Origin of the sequence: Mesorhizobium sp. M1399 (genome assembly GCF_040317735.1) — a bacterium.
Classification (GTDB): Bacteria; Pseudomonadota; Alphaproteobacteria; order Rhizobiales; family Rhizobiaceae; genus Mesorhizobium.
The window spans coordinates 22,109-42,612 of the sequence record NZ_JAMYKZ010000019.1; the positions used below are offsets into that span (position 1 = coordinate 22,109).

General features: G+C 61.7%; 20 protein-coding genes and 3 pseudogenes. 6 read left to right on the plus strand and 17 right to left on the minus strand.

What is annotated here, in order from left to right:
* The first annotated feature begins 112 nt into the window (after positions 1 to 112).
* Entirely contained in the window at positions 113 to 1,258 is a 1,146-nt protein-coding gene (locus NKH05_RS26970) for an ABC transporter ATP-binding protein (protein WP_353019782.1), read from the plus strand.
* A gap of 490 nt (positions 1,259 to 1,748) precedes the next feature.
* A complete protein-coding gene (locus NKH05_RS33185; RefSeq protein ID WP_502913271.1) occupies positions 1,749 to 1,919 on the plus strand; it encodes a hypothetical protein in 171 nt (56 codons plus the stop codon).
* A gap of 160 nt (positions 1,920 to 2,079) precedes the next feature.
* Here the strand turns inward: NKH05_RS33185 and NKH05_RS26980 are convergent, their stop codons facing one another.
* From NKH05_RS26980 to NKH05_RS26995, 4 genes are all read right to left on the minus strand, one after another.
* Positions 2,080 to 2,346: an AbrB/MazE/SpoVT family DNA-binding domain-containing protein gene (locus tag NKH05_RS26980; RefSeq protein WP_031194881.1), complete on the minus strand. Its 267-nt coding sequence runs from the start codon at positions 2,344 to 2,346 to the stop codon at positions 2,080 to 2,082.
* Positions 2,347 to 2,746: 400 nt separating this feature from the next.
* Entirely contained in the window at positions 2,747 to 3,355 is a 609-nt protein-coding gene (locus NKH05_RS26985) for a 2-hydroxychromene-2-carboxylate isomerase (RefSeq protein ID WP_352590996.1), read from the minus strand.
* A gap of 645 nt (positions 3,356 to 4,000) precedes the next feature.
* Complete coding sequence (locus NKH05_RS26990; protein ID WP_353026453.1) at positions 4,001 to 5,131, minus strand: S-adenosylmethionine:tRNA ribosyltransferase-isomerase; 1,131 nt, start codon at positions 5,129 to 5,131, stop codon at positions 4,001 to 4,003.
* A complete protein-coding gene (locus tag NKH05_RS26995; RefSeq protein WP_352496565.1) occupies positions 5,128 to 5,850 on the minus strand; it encodes an SDR family NAD(P)-dependent oxidoreductase in 723 nt (240 codons plus the stop codon). Before NKH05_RS26995 ends, NKH05_RS26990 begins: the two co-directional genes overlap by 4 nt.
* A 309-nt stretch (positions 5,851 to 6,159) precedes the next feature.
* Between NKH05_RS26995 and NKH05_RS27000 the strand changes: the two are divergent.
* A pseudogene (locus NKH05_RS27000) lies at positions 6,160 to 6,374 on the plus strand (LacI family transcriptional regulator); the annotation flags it as partial.
* A gap of 677 nt (positions 6,375 to 7,051) precedes the next feature.
* Here NKH05_RS27000 and NKH05_RS33190 read toward each other — a convergent pair.
* The 6 genes and pseudogenes from NKH05_RS33190 to NKH05_RS27025 all read right to left on the minus strand — a co-directional run.
* A pseudogene (locus NKH05_RS33190) lies at positions 7,052 to 7,188 on the minus strand (integrase); the annotation flags it as partial.
* Positions 7,189 to 7,338: 150 nt separating this feature from the next.
* Positions 7,339 to 9,084 carry an adenylate/guanylate cyclase domain-containing protein gene (locus NKH05_RS27005; protein ID WP_353026456.1) on the minus strand — a complete coding sequence of 582 codons (1,746 nt, stop codon included), beginning with the start codon at positions 9,082 to 9,084 and terminating at the stop codon, positions 7,339 to 7,341.
* 644 nt (positions 9,085 to 9,728) lie between these two features.
* Positions 9,729 to 9,914, minus strand: coding sequence for a hypothetical protein (locus NKH05_RS27010; RefSeq protein WP_156948243.1), 186 nt, complete (start codon positions 9,912 to 9,914; stop codon positions 9,729 to 9,731).
* A gap of 70 nt (positions 9,915 to 9,984) precedes the next feature.
* A complete protein-coding gene (locus NKH05_RS27015; RefSeq protein WP_031194889.1) occupies positions 9,985 to 10,413 on the minus strand; it encodes an SgcJ/EcaC family oxidoreductase in 429 nt (142 codons plus the stop codon).
* 881 nt (positions 10,414 to 11,294) lie between these two features.
* Positions 11,295 to 12,353 (minus strand): adenylate/guanylate cyclase domain-containing protein, encoded by a 1,059-nt coding sequence (locus NKH05_RS27020; protein WP_353026459.1) that lies wholly within the window; start codon positions 12,351 to 12,353, stop codon positions 11,295 to 11,297.
* Positions 12,354 to 12,556: 203 nt separating this feature from the next.
* Entirely contained in the window at positions 12,557 to 13,012 is a 456-nt protein-coding gene (locus tag NKH05_RS27025) for an SRPBCC family protein (protein WP_352590985.1), read from the minus strand.
* Positions 13,013 to 13,153: 141 nt separating this feature from the next.
* Here NKH05_RS27025 and NKH05_RS27030 point away from each other — a divergent pair, with 141 nt between their 5' ends.
* Positions 13,154 to 13,420: a response regulator transcription factor gene (locus NKH05_RS27030; protein ID WP_352885442.1), complete on the plus strand. Its 267-nt coding sequence runs from the start codon at positions 13,154 to 13,156 to the stop codon at positions 13,418 to 13,420.
* A gap of 52 nt (positions 13,421 to 13,472) precedes the next feature.
* Here NKH05_RS27030 and NKH05_RS27035 read toward each other — a convergent pair whose 3' ends face one another.
* A complete protein-coding gene (locus NKH05_RS27035; protein WP_023723176.1) occupies positions 13,473 to 13,643 on the minus strand; it encodes a hypothetical protein in 171 nt (56 codons plus the stop codon).
* A gap of 103 nt (positions 13,644 to 13,746) precedes the next feature.
* On the opposite strand from NKH05_RS27035, the pseudogene NKH05_RS33195 reads away from it, so the two are divergent.
* Positions 13,747 to 13,896 (plus strand): annotated as a pseudogene (locus NKH05_RS33195) (ISNCY family transposase); the annotation flags it as partial.
* Positions 13,847 to 14,086 (plus strand): hypothetical protein, encoded by a 240-nt coding sequence (locus NKH05_RS27040; protein ID WP_198030586.1) that lies wholly within the window; start codon positions 13,847 to 13,849, stop codon positions 14,084 to 14,086. The pseudogene NKH05_RS33195 and the gene NKH05_RS27040, both read left to right, overlap by 50 nt.
* A 130-nt stretch (positions 14,087 to 14,216) precedes the next feature.
* Here the strand turns inward: NKH05_RS27040 and NKH05_RS27045 are convergent, their stop codons facing one another.
* The 6 genes from NKH05_RS27045 to NKH05_RS27070 form a co-directional block, all read right to left on the minus strand.
* Positions 14,217 to 14,933: an ABC transporter ATP-binding protein gene (locus NKH05_RS27045; protein ID WP_352915306.1), complete on the minus strand. Its 717-nt coding sequence runs from the start codon at positions 14,931 to 14,933 to the stop codon at positions 14,217 to 14,219.
* Positions 14,930 to 15,676, minus strand: a complete 747-nt coding sequence (locus NKH05_RS27050; protein ID WP_353026462.1) for an ABC transporter ATP-binding protein — start codon at positions 15,674 to 15,676, stop codon at positions 14,930 to 14,932. The genes NKH05_RS27045 and NKH05_RS27050 overlap by 4 nt, the downstream gene beginning before the upstream one ends.
* Positions 15,673 to 16,659, minus strand: a complete 987-nt coding sequence (locus NKH05_RS27055) for a branched-chain amino acid ABC transporter permease (RefSeq protein ID WP_352642002.1) — start codon at positions 16,657 to 16,659, stop codon at positions 15,673 to 15,675. Before NKH05_RS27055 ends, NKH05_RS27050 begins: the two co-directional genes overlap by 4 nt.
* Positions 16,660 to 16,667: 8 nt before the next feature.
* Complete coding sequence (locus NKH05_RS27060; protein ID WP_352496556.1) at positions 16,668 to 17,540, minus strand: branched-chain amino acid ABC transporter permease; 873 nt, start codon at positions 17,538 to 17,540, stop codon at positions 16,668 to 16,670.
* A gap of 161 nt (positions 17,541 to 17,701) precedes the next feature.
* Positions 17,702 to 18,970: an amino acid ABC transporter substrate-binding protein gene (locus NKH05_RS27065; protein ID WP_353026464.1), complete on the minus strand. Its 1,269-nt coding sequence runs from the start codon at positions 18,968 to 18,970 to the stop codon at positions 17,702 to 17,704.
* A 628-nt stretch (positions 18,971 to 19,598) separates the two neighbouring features.
* Positions 19,599 to 20,408 carry a class I SAM-dependent methyltransferase gene (locus NKH05_RS27070; RefSeq protein WP_353026466.1) on the minus strand — a complete coding sequence of 270 codons (810 nt, stop codon included), beginning with the start codon at positions 20,406 to 20,408 and terminating at the stop codon, positions 19,599 to 19,601.
* Positions 20,409 to 20,504 lie beyond the last annotated feature (96 nt).

Sequence of the window (20,504 nt, forward strand, 5' to 3'; positions counted from 1 at the left end):
GTCCGGGGAGCGCGCCTTGGCTGCGCCGATGACACTGCCGGTTCGATCTGCAGTCGCGCTGGGTGGAGGCTATTCGACGTTTAGCTAGCGCTGATAATAGGGAGGATGTGACGTGGCCATTGTTGTGTTGGACAAGATTTGCAAGACCTACGGGACGAAATTCCAAGCAATCAGGGATCTTAGCCTGACGATAAACGATGGCGAGTTCCTCATTCTCGTTGGCCCGTCGGGATGCGGAAAATCGACTGCCTTGCGCATGATCGCGGGGCTGGAAGAGATCAGCAGCGGAACCCTGAGCATTGGCGGCGAGAATGTTGAGGATCTGGCGCCGAAGGACCGCGATATTGCGATGGTCTTTCAGAATTATGCCCTGTATCCGCATATGACAGTGTTCGACAACATAGCCTTCTCGATGAAGCTTGCGGGGAAGAGCAAGGCCGAGCGCACGAAGCGCGTCCATGAAATTGCAAAGACCCTGCAATTGGAAACGCTGCTCGACAGTAAGCCGGCGGCGCTGTCAGGCGGACAACGCCAGCGGGTCGCCATGGGGCGCGCGATGGTGCGCGAACCGGCGGCCTTTCTCATGGATGAACCCTTGTCAAACCTCGATGCCAAGCTGCGCGTGCAAATGCGCGCGGAAATTGTCAGCCTGCAAAGACAGTTGGGGGTGACCACGATTTATGTAACACACGATCAGACCGAAGCCTTGACCATGGGCGACCGGGTTGCGGTCTTGAAAGGCGGTGTGCTTCAGCAGGTCGACACGCCAAAGACACTGTACAATCGGCCAATCAATGCCTTCGTGGCGGGTTTCATCGGGTCGCCATCGATGAACCTGTTCGAAGGCCGTTTGCACAATGGCAGGATCGACCTGCCGACCTTTTCGATCCCGGTGCCGACGAGTGCGTTTGAGCGCTCGCCTGGTCTGACCGCCTTCGAAGGCAAGACACTCATCTTCGGCATACGCCCCGAGGATCTCTACGACAGCAGTCTGGAATCGGGATCGCGCCATGCCACTCTGCCGGCCATCGTAAAGTCGACGGAGGAATTGGGATCCGAGCTTGTCGTTCACCTGAGTGTCGATGCGGTTCGAATCGATTCCGGCGACCCAGATGCCGTTGAAGATCTAAGCGGTGCGGCAAACGCCGTAGCGAGGTTTGAAGCCGTCAGCGCGGTCCGGCCGGGCGAGTTGATTAATCTTGCGATCAACGCGGCCAAGTTGCACTTCTTCGATCCCCAGACGCATCTCGCAATTTAGCGTGATCCGCGAGGGTTGATCCGGAAAGAATCGGACGCGCAAATTTTGTTAGACGCTGGCTCCGCTCTGGTGTGCGAACCCCTCGCTCGACCATCAAATCGGTTGGTTGAGGGTTATTTTTGGGCCGTGACTTCTAAGCTGCAAGATCGTAGCCGGCCAGGAGCCAAGCATTCGTGGGCGACTAAGATCGTTGGCTTTGCATCAAGGGAAATTTCGGGCCGTCCTCCTTGGCAAACGGTGCAACCCTGCTCGACATCGTTCAGCGTGCGACACGCCGATTTTTTCACCGGGAGCTCGAGATCGTCTTGTGCCCATTGGTCACCCAACAAAGCGACCAAGCGATCAAGAGTCGCCTGAACGCCGTCTAAATTGCGACGTCTTCGCAAGTGCGTGACCTCGCCGAAAGCCCGCTTTTCCGCCCGATCGATGCGCCTTTCATTTGTTTTCTTTTGAGCTAACAGGCTTTCGTTTGTTTCGACGCGACAGCGCAGTGCGAAAGACCACCGCGGAAAACTTAGGAAAGAAGCTGTACGGATTGTCCCTGCGCCGAAAGCAGTTTGGCGGCCTTCCGGTCAAACGAGACGAAAGTCTCCCCGCCAAGCCAGCCGCCGTCAAAAGCGATCACGCCGTCCGCGAAATCGCCGCCGGCATCGAGGACTGACAGCCCTGCCTCAACTGCCGGCCGGTTGACGACAACATTCGCGGTGTTCAGCAACGCCCGGATCGCCGCGGCAATATTTTCGCGCTCTGTCTGGTATTGCCTGGCCAGAACCCAGGCGAAGCATAGGCGCGCAGCAGCACATTCGTGTCGGCCGTAACCCTCATTCCTTGCCGGACCCGGCCGCGGCGCCCGCTTCCGCTATCGCCTCGTTGATCTCCTCGATGCTGAGCACCTGGCCGTTCGTCTTGCCTCTGAGGAAGCCGTGGAGGTCCCGGAATGACCCTTTCGCCCGTGCCGCCTTCAATTCCGCCCGACCGTCGGGCAGCAGATCAAGCTCGATCTTCTCGCCCGGCTTGATGCCCAGATGTTGCAGCACGTCCTTGCGGAACGTCACCTGTCCCCTTGTCGTCACTGTCAACGTTGTCATATTAAACATTTCCTGTTCATCGCAATAAGATAATGCAAATCTGCATTATTATCAATGCAGATCGTCGGGGCCAAGCTTGGCGTCCATGCGGCGACAGAATCGCATTCCTGCCGTTTAGAAAGCCGCCAGGGACTGTGGATTCGCTCTCGCCCCCTAGTTCGGCAGATTCGTTGATTTCCCAACGTCGAGTGGATCACGAACGGTCGCTTCGAGTATCTCGAGATAGCTTTTTCGACGTTGCGGCCGGTCTGGACCGCTGCCCTCCATCTGCTCTGCGATCTTCTTCAGATTTTCCGCCGCCGGCCAGAAACGACCATCACCTTGGCGAATTCGCTCATAGCGGACAAACAGGGCAGGTCAGCCACGATTGGCGGATCCAAGGGGCTCGCGCACTTCCGTGCTAATGGACATCTTGCAACCGATGCCGACCGGTTGCCCAAGAAAGCGCTTCTTCGAGCCGGTCGTCTCCCCAAAAAGTTTCGCCATTTACCACGAACGCAGGCGAACCGAAAATTCCGTATTCGCGCGCCGCATCGGTTTCCATCTTGAGCCGCTCGTGGGCGGCGGGTGCGTTGGCCTGAGCGATCACCGCATCCACGTCTTTGCCGAGTGGCCGAAGCACGTGTTCAAGGTGGCCTCTGTCGCCGAGGGCCACGCCCTCCAAATACCAAGCCTTGAAGCTCTCGATTGTATAGTCCTCACACCAGCCGCCTTCCGCGGCGACCATAGCAACCCTGTTGGCCAGAAGGTCGGGGTCGGTTGGCCAGATGGGTGCATTTACGAAGGGTAGCGCGTGAGTTCGCGCCCTGCGCTGCACGTCACGCCACATGTATTTGACCTTGGCGGTCTGCGAGCGAAGCGCAATGTTGTTTTCCGCCATGACGGTGCGGACATTGAATGGACGCCATCTGACGGTAATGCCAGCGTCCCTCGCCAAAGGGCCGATACGCATGACGGAGAGGTATGCATAACCACTCCCAAGGAAATAGAAAAATTCGAGTTGCCTCATCCGCTGTCTCCTCGACACTGTCTGGAGCCCGGGCGTTCACGCGATCGTCGACGCCACCACTACGCTGCCAGCTGCCCTTACCAAGACTTCACGCGTCGCCTCCCAGTTTCCTGGTCGTCATGGCGCATCGAAGGCATCCTGCCCAAACATCAGGGTAATTGCTGAGTTCCTGTATTGCGCAAGCGAGATCCCTGTCTTCGCTCTGTGAAAAGGCTTGCCGAATTGCTTCCCAACCACGCAACGTTACAGTGGAAGAGACGATCCACCTGGCATCTTCCGCCTAGGCTGAAGCACAAGCTGCTGCCTTGAACCGATTCACGAGCTGCAAGGTATTCTCTCGTGATTGGGCAAAGTCTAAGCTAAAGCCAACTATGGCCTCCTGCCTCCCGACGCACACTATCGCCCAACGTTGGAGCGTAGGCAATATTGTATTAGCGTCAACTTGAATACCGCCATCGTCGCTCCCGGCTCACCCTGGCGCGGCGAATAGGCATTGGTGAGGTGGTGGCGATCACCGCGGCACAGGGCGCGGGCCTATCCGCGTCTCAGCCGCAGCTCGCGCGTGACTCCCGGCGGCGAAATTCGAACTCCGGACCCCTAGAGTCGAAGTTACTAGTGTCAAAATAGTTGTTTTAGATGAATTACTTAATCAAAATGTCGTTTTCGAAAGCCTTGGAAATCCAAGATCATCGGATCGCCTAGAGTAGAGGCTTCGTCTCGCGCACTTCCTGGTTCTGTCCGCGATCGATCCAGCCGTTGGCGATTGAGCAGCATGGAATCGCCGAATTCATGCGTGCGATATCGGTGCTCGGCGAAGGCTGCGGAGGCCTTGGCGAGCAGAGCATCGTAGGCAAAGGCGCGCAGCAGCTCGAAATGGCTTTCGCCGGGCTGGTGGACGCCTGTGAGAATCGCATCGACCACGCGAAGTGGCGTGCCCAGCGCGATACGCCCGGTCGCAATGCCATTTCCGGCACGCACATTGCCGTCGGGGTTGGCAGCTGCCTCAAGCGCGCGCACCACGCTCGTGCCGATTGCGATGATGCGGCTTCCGCGGAGCTTCGCCCGCGCGACCTGGGCCGCCGTGCGCTCGGGAATGCGGTACGGCTCGTCGAAAGGGAGGCGCAAGTCGAGCGCGGGGTCCCCGGTGGAAGACACGCCCGCGGCATGCGTGAGTGTTGCGAAGCCCACGTCTCGCCGACGCCAGGCCTGGAGCGTGCGCCAGTCGAGTGCGAACCCTGCCGATGGCGCCTCGAACGCCACCGGCCCGGCGGCAATCTTCGTCCAAACATTCCAAAGTGCCAACGGTTCGCGAACATTCGCATATTGGATCAGCCGGCCGTGCTGCGCCACTCCTGCAAGCACCGCTGCGCGGTTGCCTCGGAAGCGCAATTCGAGAAGGCGAGGATGGTCGAGAAGGCGCTCTATGACGGCTTCAAGCCGGCCGAGCCGGAGGTGATCGCCTGGTGATAGCGGGGGCGGAGGCAGCCGATTTTCCGTGCGCATGCGGTGATCGCCCGCGCCGAAGGCAATCGCCAGGAAGTTGGTTGGGTCGGGAAATGTCAGCCAGCCTGCCAGGCGGATCTCGATCGCCTCGTTGCTGGGAAGGTGCGTGCCGCGCAAGCTGGCAGGCAAGGTCGCGGCGTCATTGGCGATGACCAGATCGCCGGCATCGAACAGTATCGCGAGTTCAGTGCGCGGCAGGTCGCGCGTCGCGCCGTCCGCCTCCACGACGAGCAGCCTGGCGGCGCGCCGATCCGGACGGTCGGCGGCAATCATCCGCGTGTCTCGGCGAGAAGTGTTGCGCCGGCCGGCAACGTATCGAGCATCTTTTCGATGATCTCGGCAGCAGCCAGGTCGGGACGCTTCAATGTCGACGGATCGGCGTCAGGAAGCGCCAGCGCGTGCAGCGGGGTGTCCATATCGCCGGGGTCGAGCGCGAGGTGCCGGATGCCGTCGGCCTTCGCCTCCTCGTCCCAAATCGCCGTCAGGTGAGCAAGAGCGGCCTTGCTCACACCATACGCGCCCCAGCCGGGATAAGCGTTCACCGCCGCGTCGCTGGAAATGTTGATCACCAGCGCGCCACGGTCCTCGCGCGCGGACGCGGCAAGTGCACCGAACAGTGCTTTCGTCAGCCGGAACGCGCCGACGAGGTTGACCGCGAGCGCTTTTTCCAGCTCCTCGCACTCGGTATCGGCAAGGAGCGCCAGTGGAACGGGCCCGAGGCTCGACGCATTGTTGATCAGAACGTCGAGCCCGCCTAGGCTCGCGGTGACCTGCAACGCGATCGGGTAGATGTCGTCCTTTTTGCCGACGTCGCCGACGATGCCATGTGCGCCCGTCTCGTCAGCGATGCGTTCGACGTTCGCGGCAGTGCGGGCAACGAAGGCGACGAACGCACCCTCTCTGGCAAGCTGCCGGACAAGCGCCAGTCCTAGGCCGGACGTGCCGCCGGTGACTGCTACACGAAGTCCCTGAAGATCAATGTTGGTCAGCATTGACGATACTCCTTCAATCCGTACAACTTATTGGTACAAGCTGAAGTTAACTTGAGGTCAAGCATCATTCCGTGGATCGATGCCGACCAGACTCACGTATCGAGGCGCACCTTCGCCTTGTCGGCCAGCGGGCTGATCGCATGCGAGCGGGCCGGAACGGGCGCAAGCGCAGCCGCGATCATGCCGAGCCGGATCGCCTTATCGTCTTGACGCCGCGTATTGGCTGTCGATCGAGGCGATCGGCTCCGAGTTCGCCGTGATTATCAGGCCGGTGAAGGAAGCGTGTCGCCGTGCAAGCGCCATCGGATTGCGGCGGCGGAAACAATTCTCAGCCTCGCCGAACGCCACCAGTACACTACCAATCTGCAGGCGCGGGGCTTGGGAGGCTCGCGATCGGGCCTGGTCGGACTGATGCCGCCCATCCACGACAATCGTTACTTCTCCGCCATGGCGCAGACTTTTGAGGACATGTGCGCAGCCGGGGCCAATGCTCGGTCGTGGTCAGTGCCAGCCGCGACCAGGAGAGGAACGGCGGACGCGGAGACGTTTTCTCGATGACGGCGGCTTCTCCGGCTGACCAAGGCGCACCGGCTTCACTCAACCAAAGAAATATGATCATGATCTGGACCGAGACGATCGGCTTCCTCGGAAGCTTCTTCGCCGTTCTCACCTACTCAATGAAGCCTCAATGAAGCCATGCTGTGGCTGCGCATAACGGCGGTGCTGAGCTGTTTGTGCTTTGCCGCCTATGGCGCCCCTCATCGGCAGCCTACCCTGAGCCTGATGGAACTGGTGCTGCTGCCGATTAATGCCTGGCGCCTGTTCGAACTTCTCCATCAAACTCAGCCGGGCCGGATTCAGGGGGCCCGAAAATGCCAACACCGCATCTCTGGCTGCTGCTCCGGTGGGCGCTTTCCCTCTGGGTGCTCGGCCGGATCTGGCTTGTGATCGCCGCTAGCGACCGCTTTCAGGAAGTAGCAGAGCTCGTCTCAACCGCCGAGACGAGGCGCAAATTCGCCTAGCGCCTCAACGCCGCATAGTTCCGCCTTTGATGGGCGACAGTGGACCGGCGGTTTTCGGGATGACCATCTTCCATGCCGAACGGCTGTGATGCGACGCATTGCGGAAATCGAGCCCCGTAACTGAGCGGTGGCTTTTCAGAACATGATGACCTCTCCGCGAAGTCGAGAGGCCATCGTGATCAGATCTCGGTTCCCTCGGCGATGTGAGCGCGTCCCCGACCTCGACATCCGGATGGCGAACCGTATTCTCGATCTCGGTGTGCCCAAGCAGGATCTGAACCGCCCGGAGGTTGCCTGTTGCCTTATAAGAAGCGGATCGAAACCGGAAGTTCGACGCGAATTCAACGGAGAGCTCGCCGGCTGTTCACGCTGCTCTACGCGCTCAGTCCTAACACAAGCCGCCAGAGAACTGGCCTTCCAGAAGCGACGCAGCTCAAGGGAACGTCGCCTCGCCGGGCATCGACGATCACTCTGGCACGCCGGAGATGCCCAGCGCCTCGACATAACGCTCGGCGAACACCTCGTCCAGCCACGGGTTGATCTGTCTCTGCAGGGTGAGCGTGTAGGTCGGGAACGCCTTCATAAGACGCCGCGCCGCCGCCTGCGCCTCGTCCAGCCGGTTGAGTTCGACCAGCGCCATGATCACCACCCGGTGCGAAGAGCCGTAGTTCGGCATCTCGTGCAGCGCGCGTTCTCCCCATGCCAGCGCTTCCTCGTAGCGCTCGAGCATCAGGTAGCTCATCCCGATGCCGGAGAGCGCGATGCCCTTCTCGGGGTCGATCGGGCTCAGCCGCATTGCCCTGTGAAAGTGCTCGATGGCGACGAGCGGGCGGCTGGAATGTGCGTTCACCCAGCCGCTGCCCGTATGGCCCTGCGCCGAATTGGGGTTGAGCAGCAGGGATCGCTCGATCGTGCGCAACGCCATCTCGTAGTCCTTCGCGCTGTAGGCGATCACCTGCGCGGCGAAGCGTAGGCTCGTGGGATCGTCGCGCGCTTCCGCCAGTACCTCTCGCGCCATGCGCGCGGCGACTCGGATATCGTCGGGCTCGTGCCAGCACTGGCTCACGGATAGGCTGCGGATATAGGCGCCGAGTGCCTTCGCCAAGTTGAAGCCAGGGTCGATGCTGAGCGCCTCGTTGGTGAGCCGGCGCACGTCGGCAAAGCCTTCGCGCGTCATGCTGTAGAAGCGCGGCAGCGCGCGAAGGTAGAGGTCGTAGGCGCTGATGTACTCGGTCGGTTTCATGCGCGCCTGCTTGATCTCCTGCAGCCGGATGCTCGGTTCGACCGCACCGACGACGCTCTCGGTCACCTTGTCCTGCAGGTCGAAGATGTCGCTCACATCGCCCTCGAAGCGGTCAGTCCAGACATGGTGCCCACTGATCGCGTCCACCAGCTGCCCGCTGATACGCACCCGCGATCCTGCTCTGCGGATGCTGCCTTCTAGCACGTAGCGGACGCCCAGCTCGCGCCCGACCTGGCGCAGGTCTACCGCCCGGCCCTTGTAGGTGAAGGACGAGTTGCGGGCGATCACCAAGAAGGAGTTCACCCGACTCAATCCCGTGATGATGTCCTCCACCAGCCCGTCGGCGAAGTATTCCTGGTCGGGGTCGCCGCTCATGTTGGTGAAAGGCAGGACCGCGATCGAGGGTTTCTCGGGCAAGGGAGGCGATGCAGCCACCGAGGCGCTGGCGTCGGACTCGACGCGGTAGGCGCGCACGGGCCGCTCGATGTTCTTGAGGCGCAGGTTGCCGAGCGGCCTGAAGCCGCAATCGAGCTTGCCCTGAAGGTGGTCGTACGCGGTGCCGGAGACGACCACGGTGCCGGCATCGGCGATGCTTTCGAGTCGGGCGGCGATGTTGACCCCGTCACCGTAGAGGTCGCCGTCCTCCTCGCAGACCACGTCGCCGAGATTGACACCGATGCGCAAGCGAATCCGCTCTTCGTCGGGCATCTCCGCCTCATGTTCTGCCAGGGCCTGCTGAATCGCCATTGCCGAGGTCACCGCGTTAACGACGCTCGCGAACTCGCACAGCATGCCGTCGCCGGTGAGCTTGACGATCCGACCCTGGTGCACAGAGACCAGCGGTTCGAGGAGGTCCTTGCGGTACATCTTCAGCCGCTCGAGCGTGCCGCGCTCGTCGCGCTCCGTCAGGCGCGAATAGCCGACCACGTCGCAAGCCAGGATCGCTGCGAGGTGGCGCTGCGTGGTCATTGCATCGCTCAGCCAAGCGCCTGCACGCGGGCTGCCCCGTGTCCGTGTCCTGCCAACTTCCAGACGCCCCATGTGCATGGTATCCATCTCTCCGGTCGCCGCCCGCCGCCGATATAGAACGCAGAACGCAGCTCGACCTTGCCTTCACGAGGTTTCGCTATCCCTCTTGCGAGGCGTGGAGCGTTCCAGTCGCCGCGCCCACGCAGCCTCTGGAGACGCTGACACGTCACTCCCAGAAGGCCGGAGATATTTCTTGCCCTGTGTAACCGGTTGACGCCACCGTGGCGGTGCTTTTGTCACGGCGATGTAACAGCGAGATGGCCTGCGAGCGCGCGCATCGGGCATTACACCAGACGTTTGCGCTTAGAGGTGCTGAGGTCGGCAGGTGGTGCGGGCGCGACCTTCAGCATGGTCAGCTGCGATGTCTGGCTTTTGGGCGAAAGCAAATCCGCCTCTGCGGCCGATATTAAAGCGCAAAACTGCCATTCACTTCGTGATAGATGTAGGCCGGCTTCAATTCAGAACCGACCTCGGCCAAAGGCTACCTTTGAGCCAAGATGGCCTTAGTTGCATGTGATTGGGCAAACACGCCGACTTCCTCAGTCGGCTATTGTCAAGCCGCTCGGGCTTCATGTCTTCGCCGCTCACCATTTTGTCACGGCGGAGAAATCGAGTTTGCCTGAGCCGAGGATAGTCACTTTCGCAACGACGCCCACCTCGGCCGGTACCCTCAGGTCCATGGCGCCATGGGCCTTGGCGAAGACCAGGAATTCGGTACGCGTGGCGTTGACGGCCTCGGTGACGAGGATCAAACCAGTCGAATTCGGCATTCCGGCACGCATACGTATTGGTGGTCAGGCTCGCTGGCGGACGCCCTGTTCCGCCTCTGGTTGACGCGAGCTAGCCTTTCGAGCCGGCTGGGGCGATTGCGCCTGGAACAATATCCGTGTTCTGAGCCACCTTGATTCGCCATCCCGACTGCCCTTCTTGGACAATCAGAAGCAATATGCCTTTCCTAACCCCGGCCGGGGAGCCGTCCGGAGCAAATGCTCCCGTTAGCGTCCAAGTGTAATGAACAGAAGCAAGCCCCGGAGCCAATTCCACAACCGACGAGATATCGCCTTCTAATCGGCTATCCCGAAACATGGTGTCATGGGTGGCTCGGTGCGCCGCTTCGATCTCGGATCGGTTCTTCCACCAAACACCTACGACGTTAACGAAATTAGCATCGGAAGCGAACAGAGACGCAAACTCATCCATGTCATGCCGGTTCCAAGCGTTCGCAAAAGCGGTAGCGACATGCTCGGGCTTATCAGACGTCACGCTCATGACCCACGTCTCCTGCGTACCTCCGCTAAGCATATAGGAGCCGGGACCGGATGCGACACGGCAAAGGTCAAATTTCAAATTGACGCACTAGCGGCAGCGGAGGAATTGCGACATCCAATGTGGGATCCTGTTACGATCCCCTATGGCCATCCGAATAGTATCCTGGCTCTTCTTTCCGCCTTCGCCTACGGATTCGCAAAACTCGTTGAACGTTATGGCGGCGTTGGCGATCAGCCTTCTCCATGTGAAGAAGGCTCAACCTTTGATTGCCCAGACCGCAATGCGCCGCCACCTTAAACCTGAGCCTAAGCATTCGAGCGCGCTTGGAATAGGAAGTCGCGTTCGCGCCAATCAAGCGGAAGACCAAAGTCTGCACGGCAGAAGAGCGAATTGATGGCTATCATCGTGACATGATAGCGTTGCCGCACCTTGCCCGAGGACGGTGTCTTCGCGCCATTCCATGCACATGCCATGCGTCGCAGTTGCGCCACAAATGCTCAGGGCGCCAGTCCGGCCTTCCCCCAAGTGACAATCCTGGCGTCAGGCGCCGCAGGCTGATGGATGTTGTCTGGTCGGTCATCTTTGATGAAACCGTACCGGATGCAGACGCCGAAGGGGGGCGGAAGCCGACTAAGAGCCCGCCAATTTCGTCTAAGTTCATGTCCGCCGTTTGCAAGTAAAAATGCGAAAAGACACTACGATGCAAGGACTTAGCTTGCGTTCTTGAGCCTTCGACCTTTCTCTAGCACGCGGCAGTAGTCCGGAGCAGTGGTCTGAGTGCCCCTATTCTGCTCCTAGTTTTTGACGTTCGGAGACGACTAGATGGCCAAAATCAAGCTAACCAAATCTGCGGTTGACGCCGCCGCCCCGCAGGACCGCGATTACGCATCCGGCAGGGTGAAGACGGTGCAGGGCGCGGCGATGCCGCGCAGCACGTGTTCGCCCAGCGGCACCAGCGGTGTGGTGATCTCGGCGGCGAGCGCGCCCGAGATCAGCACCGAGCGGCCGAGCGGCCGGCATAGCCCCTCCAGCCGGCTGACCAGGTTGACCGCGGGGCCGATGGCGGTGAAATCCAGCCGGTCGACCGCGCCGATATTGCCCCACAGCATCTCGCCGAGATGCAGCGCCGCGCCGAACGGCAGCCGGGGCAGGCCCTGCGCCTGCCGCCCCGCATCGAGATGGGCCATGCCGGCGCGGGCGGCGACGACGGCGCGCAGCGCCGCCTCGCAGGCATCGGCCGGCGCAGCGGTGACCGGGAAAATCGCCAGCATGCCGTCGCCGATGAATTTCAGCACTTCGCCCCCAAAGGCGTGCACCGCGCCGGCGACGCGGTCGAACCAGGCGTCGAGCGCGGCGATCACCGTCGTGGGCTCGGTTGACTCGGACAGGGCGGTAAAGCCGCGCAGGTCGGCATAGAGCAGCGCGGCGCGAATGGTTTCTCCGGTGCCGCGGCGCAGGGACCCGCCTTGCACCCGGGCGGCACTGCGCCGGCCGAGATAAGCCTCGAGCAGCGCTGTCAGCGCCGCCCGCGCCGCAAGTGCGGCAAGGGGCGCCGCGGCGAAGCGCGCGGCCTGGCGCAGCCGGGCAGCCTCGGCGGGGCCGAACGGCCGGGTTCCAGCCCAGCCCAGCACCGGACTATCCGGCGCCCGGCCAACCGGGCCCTCCTGCACCGGGCCGAGCTCCGCCAGCCAGTCGCGCCCGGCCTGGCCGAGCGGACCGCCGGCGAAGCTCAGCGCCTCGATCACCGCCCCTGTCTCCGCCCGCCAAAGCCAGGTGCGGCGGGTGATGATGGGATGCGGCACCGCGAGCGTCAGCGCGCCGCCGGCCAGCGGCAGGCCGTCAGCCAGAAGTCGGCCGCCGAGCTCGGCCAGAAACCGATCGGGGGCGGCCGAGGCGTCGGCCTCGTCCACCAGCCAGGCGAGAGGCGCGGGCAGATCCATGGCGCGATTATGCGGCCACCGCACCCGGCCTGTCATCCGCGCCGTGACGATGCGCAGCCGGCCCGCCGATCTATCCTCCCCCCGCCCCCGGCGCTGGTACGGTCCGATCCTCGATGGCGCCGGGTTCGACCCGCCCTGCGAGCCGGCGTCCGCCGTCAAATTGCAACGGGCTCACGGGCGGCGATATCGCGCGCGGAAGGCCGTCACCCCCTGCCCGTGTGGCCGTATTTGGGATCCGGGCCGGGATCACGCCCGGCTGCAACCTCGCCCAGCCTGCCGAGGTAATGAGCCCAGCCCTCCGCATGGCCGGCGCATTGCTCGGCATTGGGCAGGCCGGTGTGGGTCAGGCGCAGCAGCGTTCCGTCCGGCTGCTCGATCAGATCGATCTCAACCAGGCTCGATCCCGGCGGCACCTCATCGCTCTCTTCCCAGCCGAAGCTGTATGCCAGACGGTGCACCGGCACCACCTCCCGGAAGGTGCCGCGAGCGACGCGAGCCCCGGTAACATTGACGAGATAGAGCCCGCCGGACTGCGGCTCGAGCTGCGCCTCCGTTCCCATCCAGCGCAGGATCTTCTCCGGATCGGTCAGGAGGGCAAACAGCGCAGCGGGGGGCGCCGGGATGTGTGTCTCGCGGCGGACGACGAGGGCCTCTTGCATCGGCTTCCTCCATAGTTGCGACAGTTGGAGCAATTGTAAACCAGTTGGCTGCTCGTGCGATAGAATAGGATCGGACATCTACTCTGGAGTGACAAGTGTGGCGAGATTCCGATGGGCACTCGCCGATCACAGCCGCGGCGCATGCGCTCCGCTTCGGGAGCGTTCGAAGCGTTGGGTGCCGCATCCGATATCCCGAGGATCGATTCTCAGAGATCAGTTGCATCACCGGAGATTGGTTTCGGGCTGACGCCACGCGAGCTGCACGTGCTGCGGCTGGTGGCGACCGGCAGGTCGAATAAGGTGATCGCTCATGAGCTCTGCCTCAGCGGAAAGACCATCGACCGGCACCTCTGCAAATTCGCAGAACCTAAGCGCCAAAACTGGCGCGGTGCTCCTACGCGTAGCTGATTCCCGTCAGTGACCGGGGTTTCGGCGCGGAAACAGGCAAGCTGCGGCAGCTTCATGCCCCGTCGTCGCCCTCACGCCACCAGACGCGGAGCAGTTCGTGCAGTCGCGGCGACATCGTGGAGTGGCGGTCCTTGCGGCCCTTGCCCTCCTGGACGCGGCCGAAGTTGATCGGCCGCAACACCAATGCGCCCAGTATGATGATCGGCCAGCGGGCCGCGGACATGATAGTCCATCAAGAAGTGCTGCAGTGACGCCCGTCGATCCCGGGCTCCTACGCAACATCCATTTCGGGACCATCTCTCTATTATTCTGCAGGCGGACGCGTGCCGGTTGCCAAAGGACGTGTTGAGCGCGCCATCAGACACTCCAGGACCGGCTTGTGAAGGCACTGCGCCTGCGCGTCATCAGCACGATCAAAGGAGACCAATGCTTATGCACCTGAGTTCATGGCGGACTTCAACGCTCGCTTTGGCAAGGACGATCCTGCCGGTGGCTTCGGCGAAGCGCCGGGCCGGTGATCTGAACATTCCCCTTTGCGGCGATATCTTCGGCATTCCACGAAACGAACGACGGGAGTTGGATATGAGAACGGAAATGTTGCTCGACGCAAAGGTCTCGCCAAGTCGGCCACAGGGCGAGTGTTCAGGTTCTGAGCAGCAGGCTTGAACTTCTGTACGACAACGAACTCAGCCTGATCATTCTCCCAATTGACTGCCGAAAATGACCGCCTTCTTACAACTAACCGCCAAGCCACATTTGGCATTTGCAACTCGCGCTGGGGTGTCGACCGCTTCTCTCACGCTCCCCCCATATAGATTTCCATGATCTGCCGGTCGTCGCGCACGTCCCGACGCGTCCCCTCGAAGCGCTTTTCGCCGGCCGCCAGGATGTAAAGCTTGTCCGCAATCGGCATCGCCTCGCGGATGTTCTGCTCCACCATCACGATGCCAATGCCGTGCGCGGTGAGGGTGGTAATGCGTTCGAGCGTCTCGATGACCATGGCCGGCGACAATCCGGCGGAAGGCTCGTCCAGCAGAATGAAGCGCGGTTCCGAAACCAGTGCCCGCGCCAGCGCAAGCATTGCCTGCTCGCCGCCCGAAAGCGAACCGGCCGCGGTACGCCGCCGCCGTGCTAAAGAGGGATATTGCTCGATCAGCGCCTCGATGCGCTGCTCGACTATCCGCCGGTCCGCGATGGCGTAGCCACCCATGCGCAAATTCTCCATCACTGTCAGGCGCGGAAACACACCGCCGCCCTGCGGCATCAACACCAGACCCTGGCGCACCACTTCATGGACGGCAAGGTTGGAGAGTGTTGATTCACCCAGGCGCGCCGTACCGCTCCACACCGGCAGCGCGCCGACAATGGCCTTGAGCAGGGTCGACTTGCCACTGCCGTTCGGCCCGAAGATGCAGGTAATCTTGCCAGCTTCCGCGCTCAGCGAGACGCTATGGACGATCTCCTGCTTGCCGTAGCCGGTGACGATGTTGTCGGCGGTGAGCGTGGTGCTCATTGTGGCCGCCCCAGATAGGTCTGCATAACTTCCGAATTGCGAACGATGTCGTTGAAAGGCCCGGTGGCCACGACACGGCCTGCATCCATGACAATGATGCGGTCGCACACGTTCCGCACCATTTCCATGTCGTGCTCGATGACCAGGACGGTGGTGCCGCGCTCGCGCAGCCGCGCGATGGCCTCCACGATGATCTTGCGGATGCTGGGATGCACGCCCGCTGTCACCTCGTCGAGCAGAATGAGCGAGGCCTGGCGCATCACAACGCGCCCGAACTCCAGCAGTTTCTGCTGGCCGCCCGAAAGATCGGATGCGCGGTTGTCTGCGACATGCTCCAGCTTGAGCAGCGCCAGCGTATCGGCCGCCCGTTCGCGCGCGCCCTGCCAGTGGCCCTCGGCCGCAGCCGCCAGCAGGTTTTCGGTGACGCTCATATTGTCAAACATGGCCGGAATCTGGAAGGTGCGAGCAAGCCCCAGCCGCGCGATCGTGTGAGCCTTTCGGCCGCCGATTTCGTGACCGTCGAAGCGGATCTGGCCACGATCCGGCGTCACCGTGCCCGATATCAGGTTGAACAGAGTCGACTTGCCAGACCCGTTAGGTCCGATCAGGCCGGCGATCTCGCGCCGACCGACGTCCAGGGAGACACCGTTGACGGCCTTGATGCCGCCGAAATGGCAGTGGAGTTCGCGCACGACGAGAATAGGCTCGCCGGTGCCAGCCGTTTTGCCCTCGGCGGCGCTCAACTGGGCCGTCCCGGGCCGCCGCCGACAAGATTGCCGACCGCCTTGTCCAGCACGGCGCCAGACTTGGCCACGCGCCTCGAAAACATGCCGGCGATGCCGTTCGGCAGGAACAGCACCACCAGCACGATGGCCGCGCCCAATATGGCGATATAGAAGGCGGTGTCACCCCAGTACATCCAGATGATGCGGTTTACGACAAAGAGCGCCACACCGCCCAATGCCGGCCCCCACAGGCTGCCCAGCCCGCCCAGCAGCACCATCACCACCATCTGATCGGTGATGTCGCCGCCGAAGACGCTTTTCGGATTGATGAACGTGACCCAGTAGGCGAAGATCGCGCCGAATACCGAGGCGGTGACGGCACTGAGCACGAAGGTCTGCAGCTTGACCAGCGAAGTATTGATACCGATAGCCTCGGCCGCCGGCTCATGATCGCGCAGTGCCTTGACCTTCAGCCCGAAACGCGAGCGCTCGAACAGCGCCCACGTAATGAGATAGGTGAGCGCAGCCGCGCCGAACATGGCGAAGTAGAAGAAGCGCTCGTCAAGAAAGGGCGGCAGCCCAATACCGCCGATGCCGCCGGTGAAGTCCATCACCGAGGCGAACTGTATGAGCACCTCGGCGAAGGCCCAGGTGGCTATGGCGAAATAGGCGCCGCGCAGGCGCAGCGTCGGCGCGCCGATGATGATGGCAAACAGCGCCGTCACCACGATACCGGCCGGGAGGGTGGCGAAGAAGGGCCAGGCGAGCCTGTCGCCCATCAGCAGCGCCGTAACATAGGCGCCGAGCCCGAAGAAGGCCGAATGGCCGAAATTGATGTAGCCGGCATAGCCGCCGAGCATGTTCCAGGAGCAGGCCAGCCCCGCCCACATCAGCGCGCCGGTGGCAATGCGCAGCCAGTAGTTGTTGACCAGCATCGGCAGCAGCGCCAGCACAACGATTACGGCGATCAGCAGGAGGAGGACGGCCCAGCGTGGCTTCATGTCCCGCCTCACAAGCCGTGCCGCAGGATCCCGCGCGGAGACACGAGAAGGACGAGGAATAGGGTGCCGAAGATCGCCAGCAGCGAATAGCTCGACCCGACATAGGTCGCGACGAAGGCTTCGATGACGCCGAGCAGCAGCGCGGCGACGAGGGCACCGCCGACGGAGCCCAAGCCAGCAAGCACAGCCACGAAAAATGCGAACAGAGTATAGCGCAGGCCGACTTCCGGGTTCACTGAAAAGATTGCACCCATTAGTACGCCGGCCATGGCAGTGATGCCTGCGTAGAGCCCGTAAACAGTGGCGCTGAGGCGGCGGATGTTGACGCCCATCAGTGCGGCGTTCTGCCGGTTTTCAGCCGTCGCTCTGATCGCCAACCCATAGCGGGTGCGGTAGAGGAACAGGAACAGTCCGCCGGCGATGGCGATCGCGAAGACCGCCGCGGCCACGCGGATCAGTGGCACCGTCACGGGGCCGACGGCGAGGCTCTCTCCGCTCAACACGGTCGGCACGCTGTGGGTATTGAAGCCCCACGCGGTCAGCATGCCGCCGCGCAGCAGTGTGAACAGGCCGAAGGTCAACGCCAGCGCCATCAATTCCGGCCGCGCCGTGCGGCTGTTGCGGACATTGTAGAGGATCGGCCCAATCAGATAGCCGATGGCGCCGAATAGCATGAAGGCCACGGGGATCGCCAGGAATCCGTCGACACCAAGTCCGGCACCCATATAGTAGCCGAGATAGCCGCCCAGCACGACCCAGCCGCCCACCGCGAAATCGATGACATGCAGCACGCCGAAAGCGAGCTGGAAACCGATCGTAAAAGTGGCGATGACGCCGCCGATCAGAAGGCCGTTCAGCAAGGTCTGTAGGAATAGATCCAACGCGGGAACCGTCCGTCAGCCAACGAAAGAGCGGAGTGCCGCGGCAAAGCGGCCGTACACACGATAGCATGGTCCGTCATTTTCCGAGCACGCGCAACCACCGTCATTGCGCCGGGCAAGGGTGATGGCGACGAGGCCGCCCCCACCCTGTCCAGAACCGGCTATTTCCAAGCTGGCAGCGGGTAGGTGAGGTCCCCTGCCGCGGCCTCTTTCGGCCCCACCGCTACGGTCTTGCCACCCTGAATCTGGATCAGCACCGGCACCGGCTGGACGTTGTCGTGGTAGTGGTTGCCTTCCTTCTCGAACTTGATCGGTCCGTAGAAGGTCTGGATGTCGGTCGCGGCTATCGCGTCCTTAAGAGCCACCCTGTCTTCAGGCGTGAGCCCCGGCTTCTTGCCAAGCCGCTTGACGGCATCGCCGAAAACGAGACCGCTGGCCGCGCAGGCCGCTTCGGTATAGTCGGGCTCGTGCCCGGACTTCTTTTGCGCCATCTCGGCAAACTCCTTTGCGGTGCCGAAGAGGTCGTCCTTATATGAAACCGACGGCAGCCACACGGAGACGCCGCAGGTGCCGTCGGCGTCCGCGGCGAGCGCCTGGGCGAAGGCCGGGTCGGTGACGCCATAGTGCATTATCAGCGCCTTGGGCCGGAAGTTCAGCGACTTGGAGGTCTTGACGACATTGATCAGCGGCTCCTCATGGCCGCCGACGGCGACGATATCGGGATTGAGCGCTGCGATCTTAGAGATGACGGGGGTAAGGTCGCCAGAGGCCGGCACCAATTCGTAGGCGACGACTTCCAATCCGGCCTCGTTGGCCCCGTCGCGAAAACCTTCGCCGGTTTCCTTCGAGAAGGGTTCGTTGACGCCGATCACAGCAATCGTCTTGGCCATGGGGTTAGACAGTTTCGCCAGCACGGCCAGCGATTTACCCGCAGTGGTGTCCACGGCCGGGATGATGCCGAAGTTGAATTCCGGCTTGGCCTTCCAGACGTTTGGGGATTCCGCGGAGCCGGAAATCATCGGCACCTGGTACTTCTGGCAAATCGGCTGCACGGCGATAGTCGAGCCGCTGGTGTAAGGGCCGAATAGCACGTCGACCTCATTCTGGACGATCAGGCGCTCGGCGGCATCGGCGCCGGTCGCGGGGTTGCTTTGGTCGTCACCGTAGAACATGTCGACCTTGAAACGCTCGCCGGCGACTTCAACCCCGCCCTTGGCGTTGACGGCCTCCGCCCATAGGTCGTAACCGCGTTTGGTCAGGTTGCCGCCGAGGATGTTCTCGCCCGACAGCGAGGTGATAACGCCGGCCTTGAATGTCGTCACCTGCGCGCATGCCGCTCGCACAAACGGGCCCAACGGGCCGGCTACGAAGGCGCCGGCGCTGACGCCGAGGAACCGACGGCGCGAAAAACGTTTGCTGTTCGTGAACATCACTCAACTCCCTTCATCCGTTATCAGATTGGAAACCGACGATATCTCCTGTTTATACCACTGTATGCCTTTTGTGCGGACAGAGAAGATATGCCTGGGTCAACAGGCAATGCGTAAGGCGGCTTCGGGTCATCAACGCGTAGAGGCGCCGCAGTCTGTGGATGCTCAGTGCCTCGTCGTGCACCAGCTTCGTCGACGTATGCCTTTTGGGCGCCATTGGCGCCGCGAGCAGTTGTAGACGCGGCTCCTATTCTGCACCTAGACAAGTTTGCGAGGCATCAAGGAACGAAGGTCTAGTCATTAAGGCATTGATTTTTCTGTTGATTTATGTTCCTCGCGACGCTCCGTCGCATGGTAGACAAACCACTTTTTGAGAGGCAAGGCGCGAGATAGCCCTCGGATCATGGTCGCGGAGGGGTGGGATTCGCCGATCATGGCCTCGTCGCCAAGATGACGCCTTCGGCAGCCTTTTGATTTCTTTAAAACGGTCGCCGCAGTTTCGAAGATGGAGCCCCACGGAACCAAATCTGTCCGCTCGCGTCCGGGTTGGCTGGGCAAAGCCGGCCCGGCGCCCGAAGGCAGGCCCAAGCGGACAAGCGTGGCAACAATGCTTTCATTCCAAATTGGGTTACTCGGGCCGTTCTGCCACAAAGAGAGTATCGGAGAGAAGCCCAAGCCGGTCGCGATCCGCGGCGGGTATACGATCTGAATTTATTCGGGTGACCGTAAAGCCGGCGTCCTCGATACGCTCCTTGATATCCGGTCCGTAGGCTCGCACGTGATCCGATCCACCAAAGCGCTCGTCGCGCTCGCTCAGTGACATAGATGGCGTCGCTTCGATCGTTTGGCGATAAATAAGCGGCACCTGGATCCAGACCTGCCCTCGGGGCTTAAGAGATGACCAAAGTTGCCGAAACACATGCCGATCATCAGGTACGTGTTCCATGACATGACTTAAGACGACGATATCGAGATCGCTGGTGCGACGCATGTCCATCAGGTCAATTTTCACGGTATCGGGGCCGTACCGTCCCGGCTCGAAATCGGCTTTGATTAGATTGCCCGCTTGAGAGAGTCTCTTTGAAAGACCCTTCTCGCTCGGCGCAATCTGGAGAATTTCAAGCTGCCCCGCCGGCAACTTGATAAGCCTACGGTCTAGAGCACAAATCAAAAACCGCTCACGATCCACGGCATGACAAAGCGGGCAGATAAGAGTGTACGCTCCGAAACGGTAAAAAGCCGCGACATCGCGATCGCAGGCATTGCAGTGATGAGCCTTGCTCGTCGGGAGGAGCGTCAGGGCAAAGGCTCTGAGCCAATCTCGGTACGAATGAAGTTTGCGTGTGACCCGCCGTACTGTGATACGATCACCATAGCTGCGAAAAAGAGAAAGAAGTCGGCTCTCTCGAACATTGTTCTTCCTTGATGGTTTCAGCATGTCGCCTCTAAGGTTTTTTCACCCAGGGGACGATAATTAGCGCCAGCTGATATGAAGTCGAGTCTGCGGAGCAGCCCGTGCTCCCGATCGGTCGCT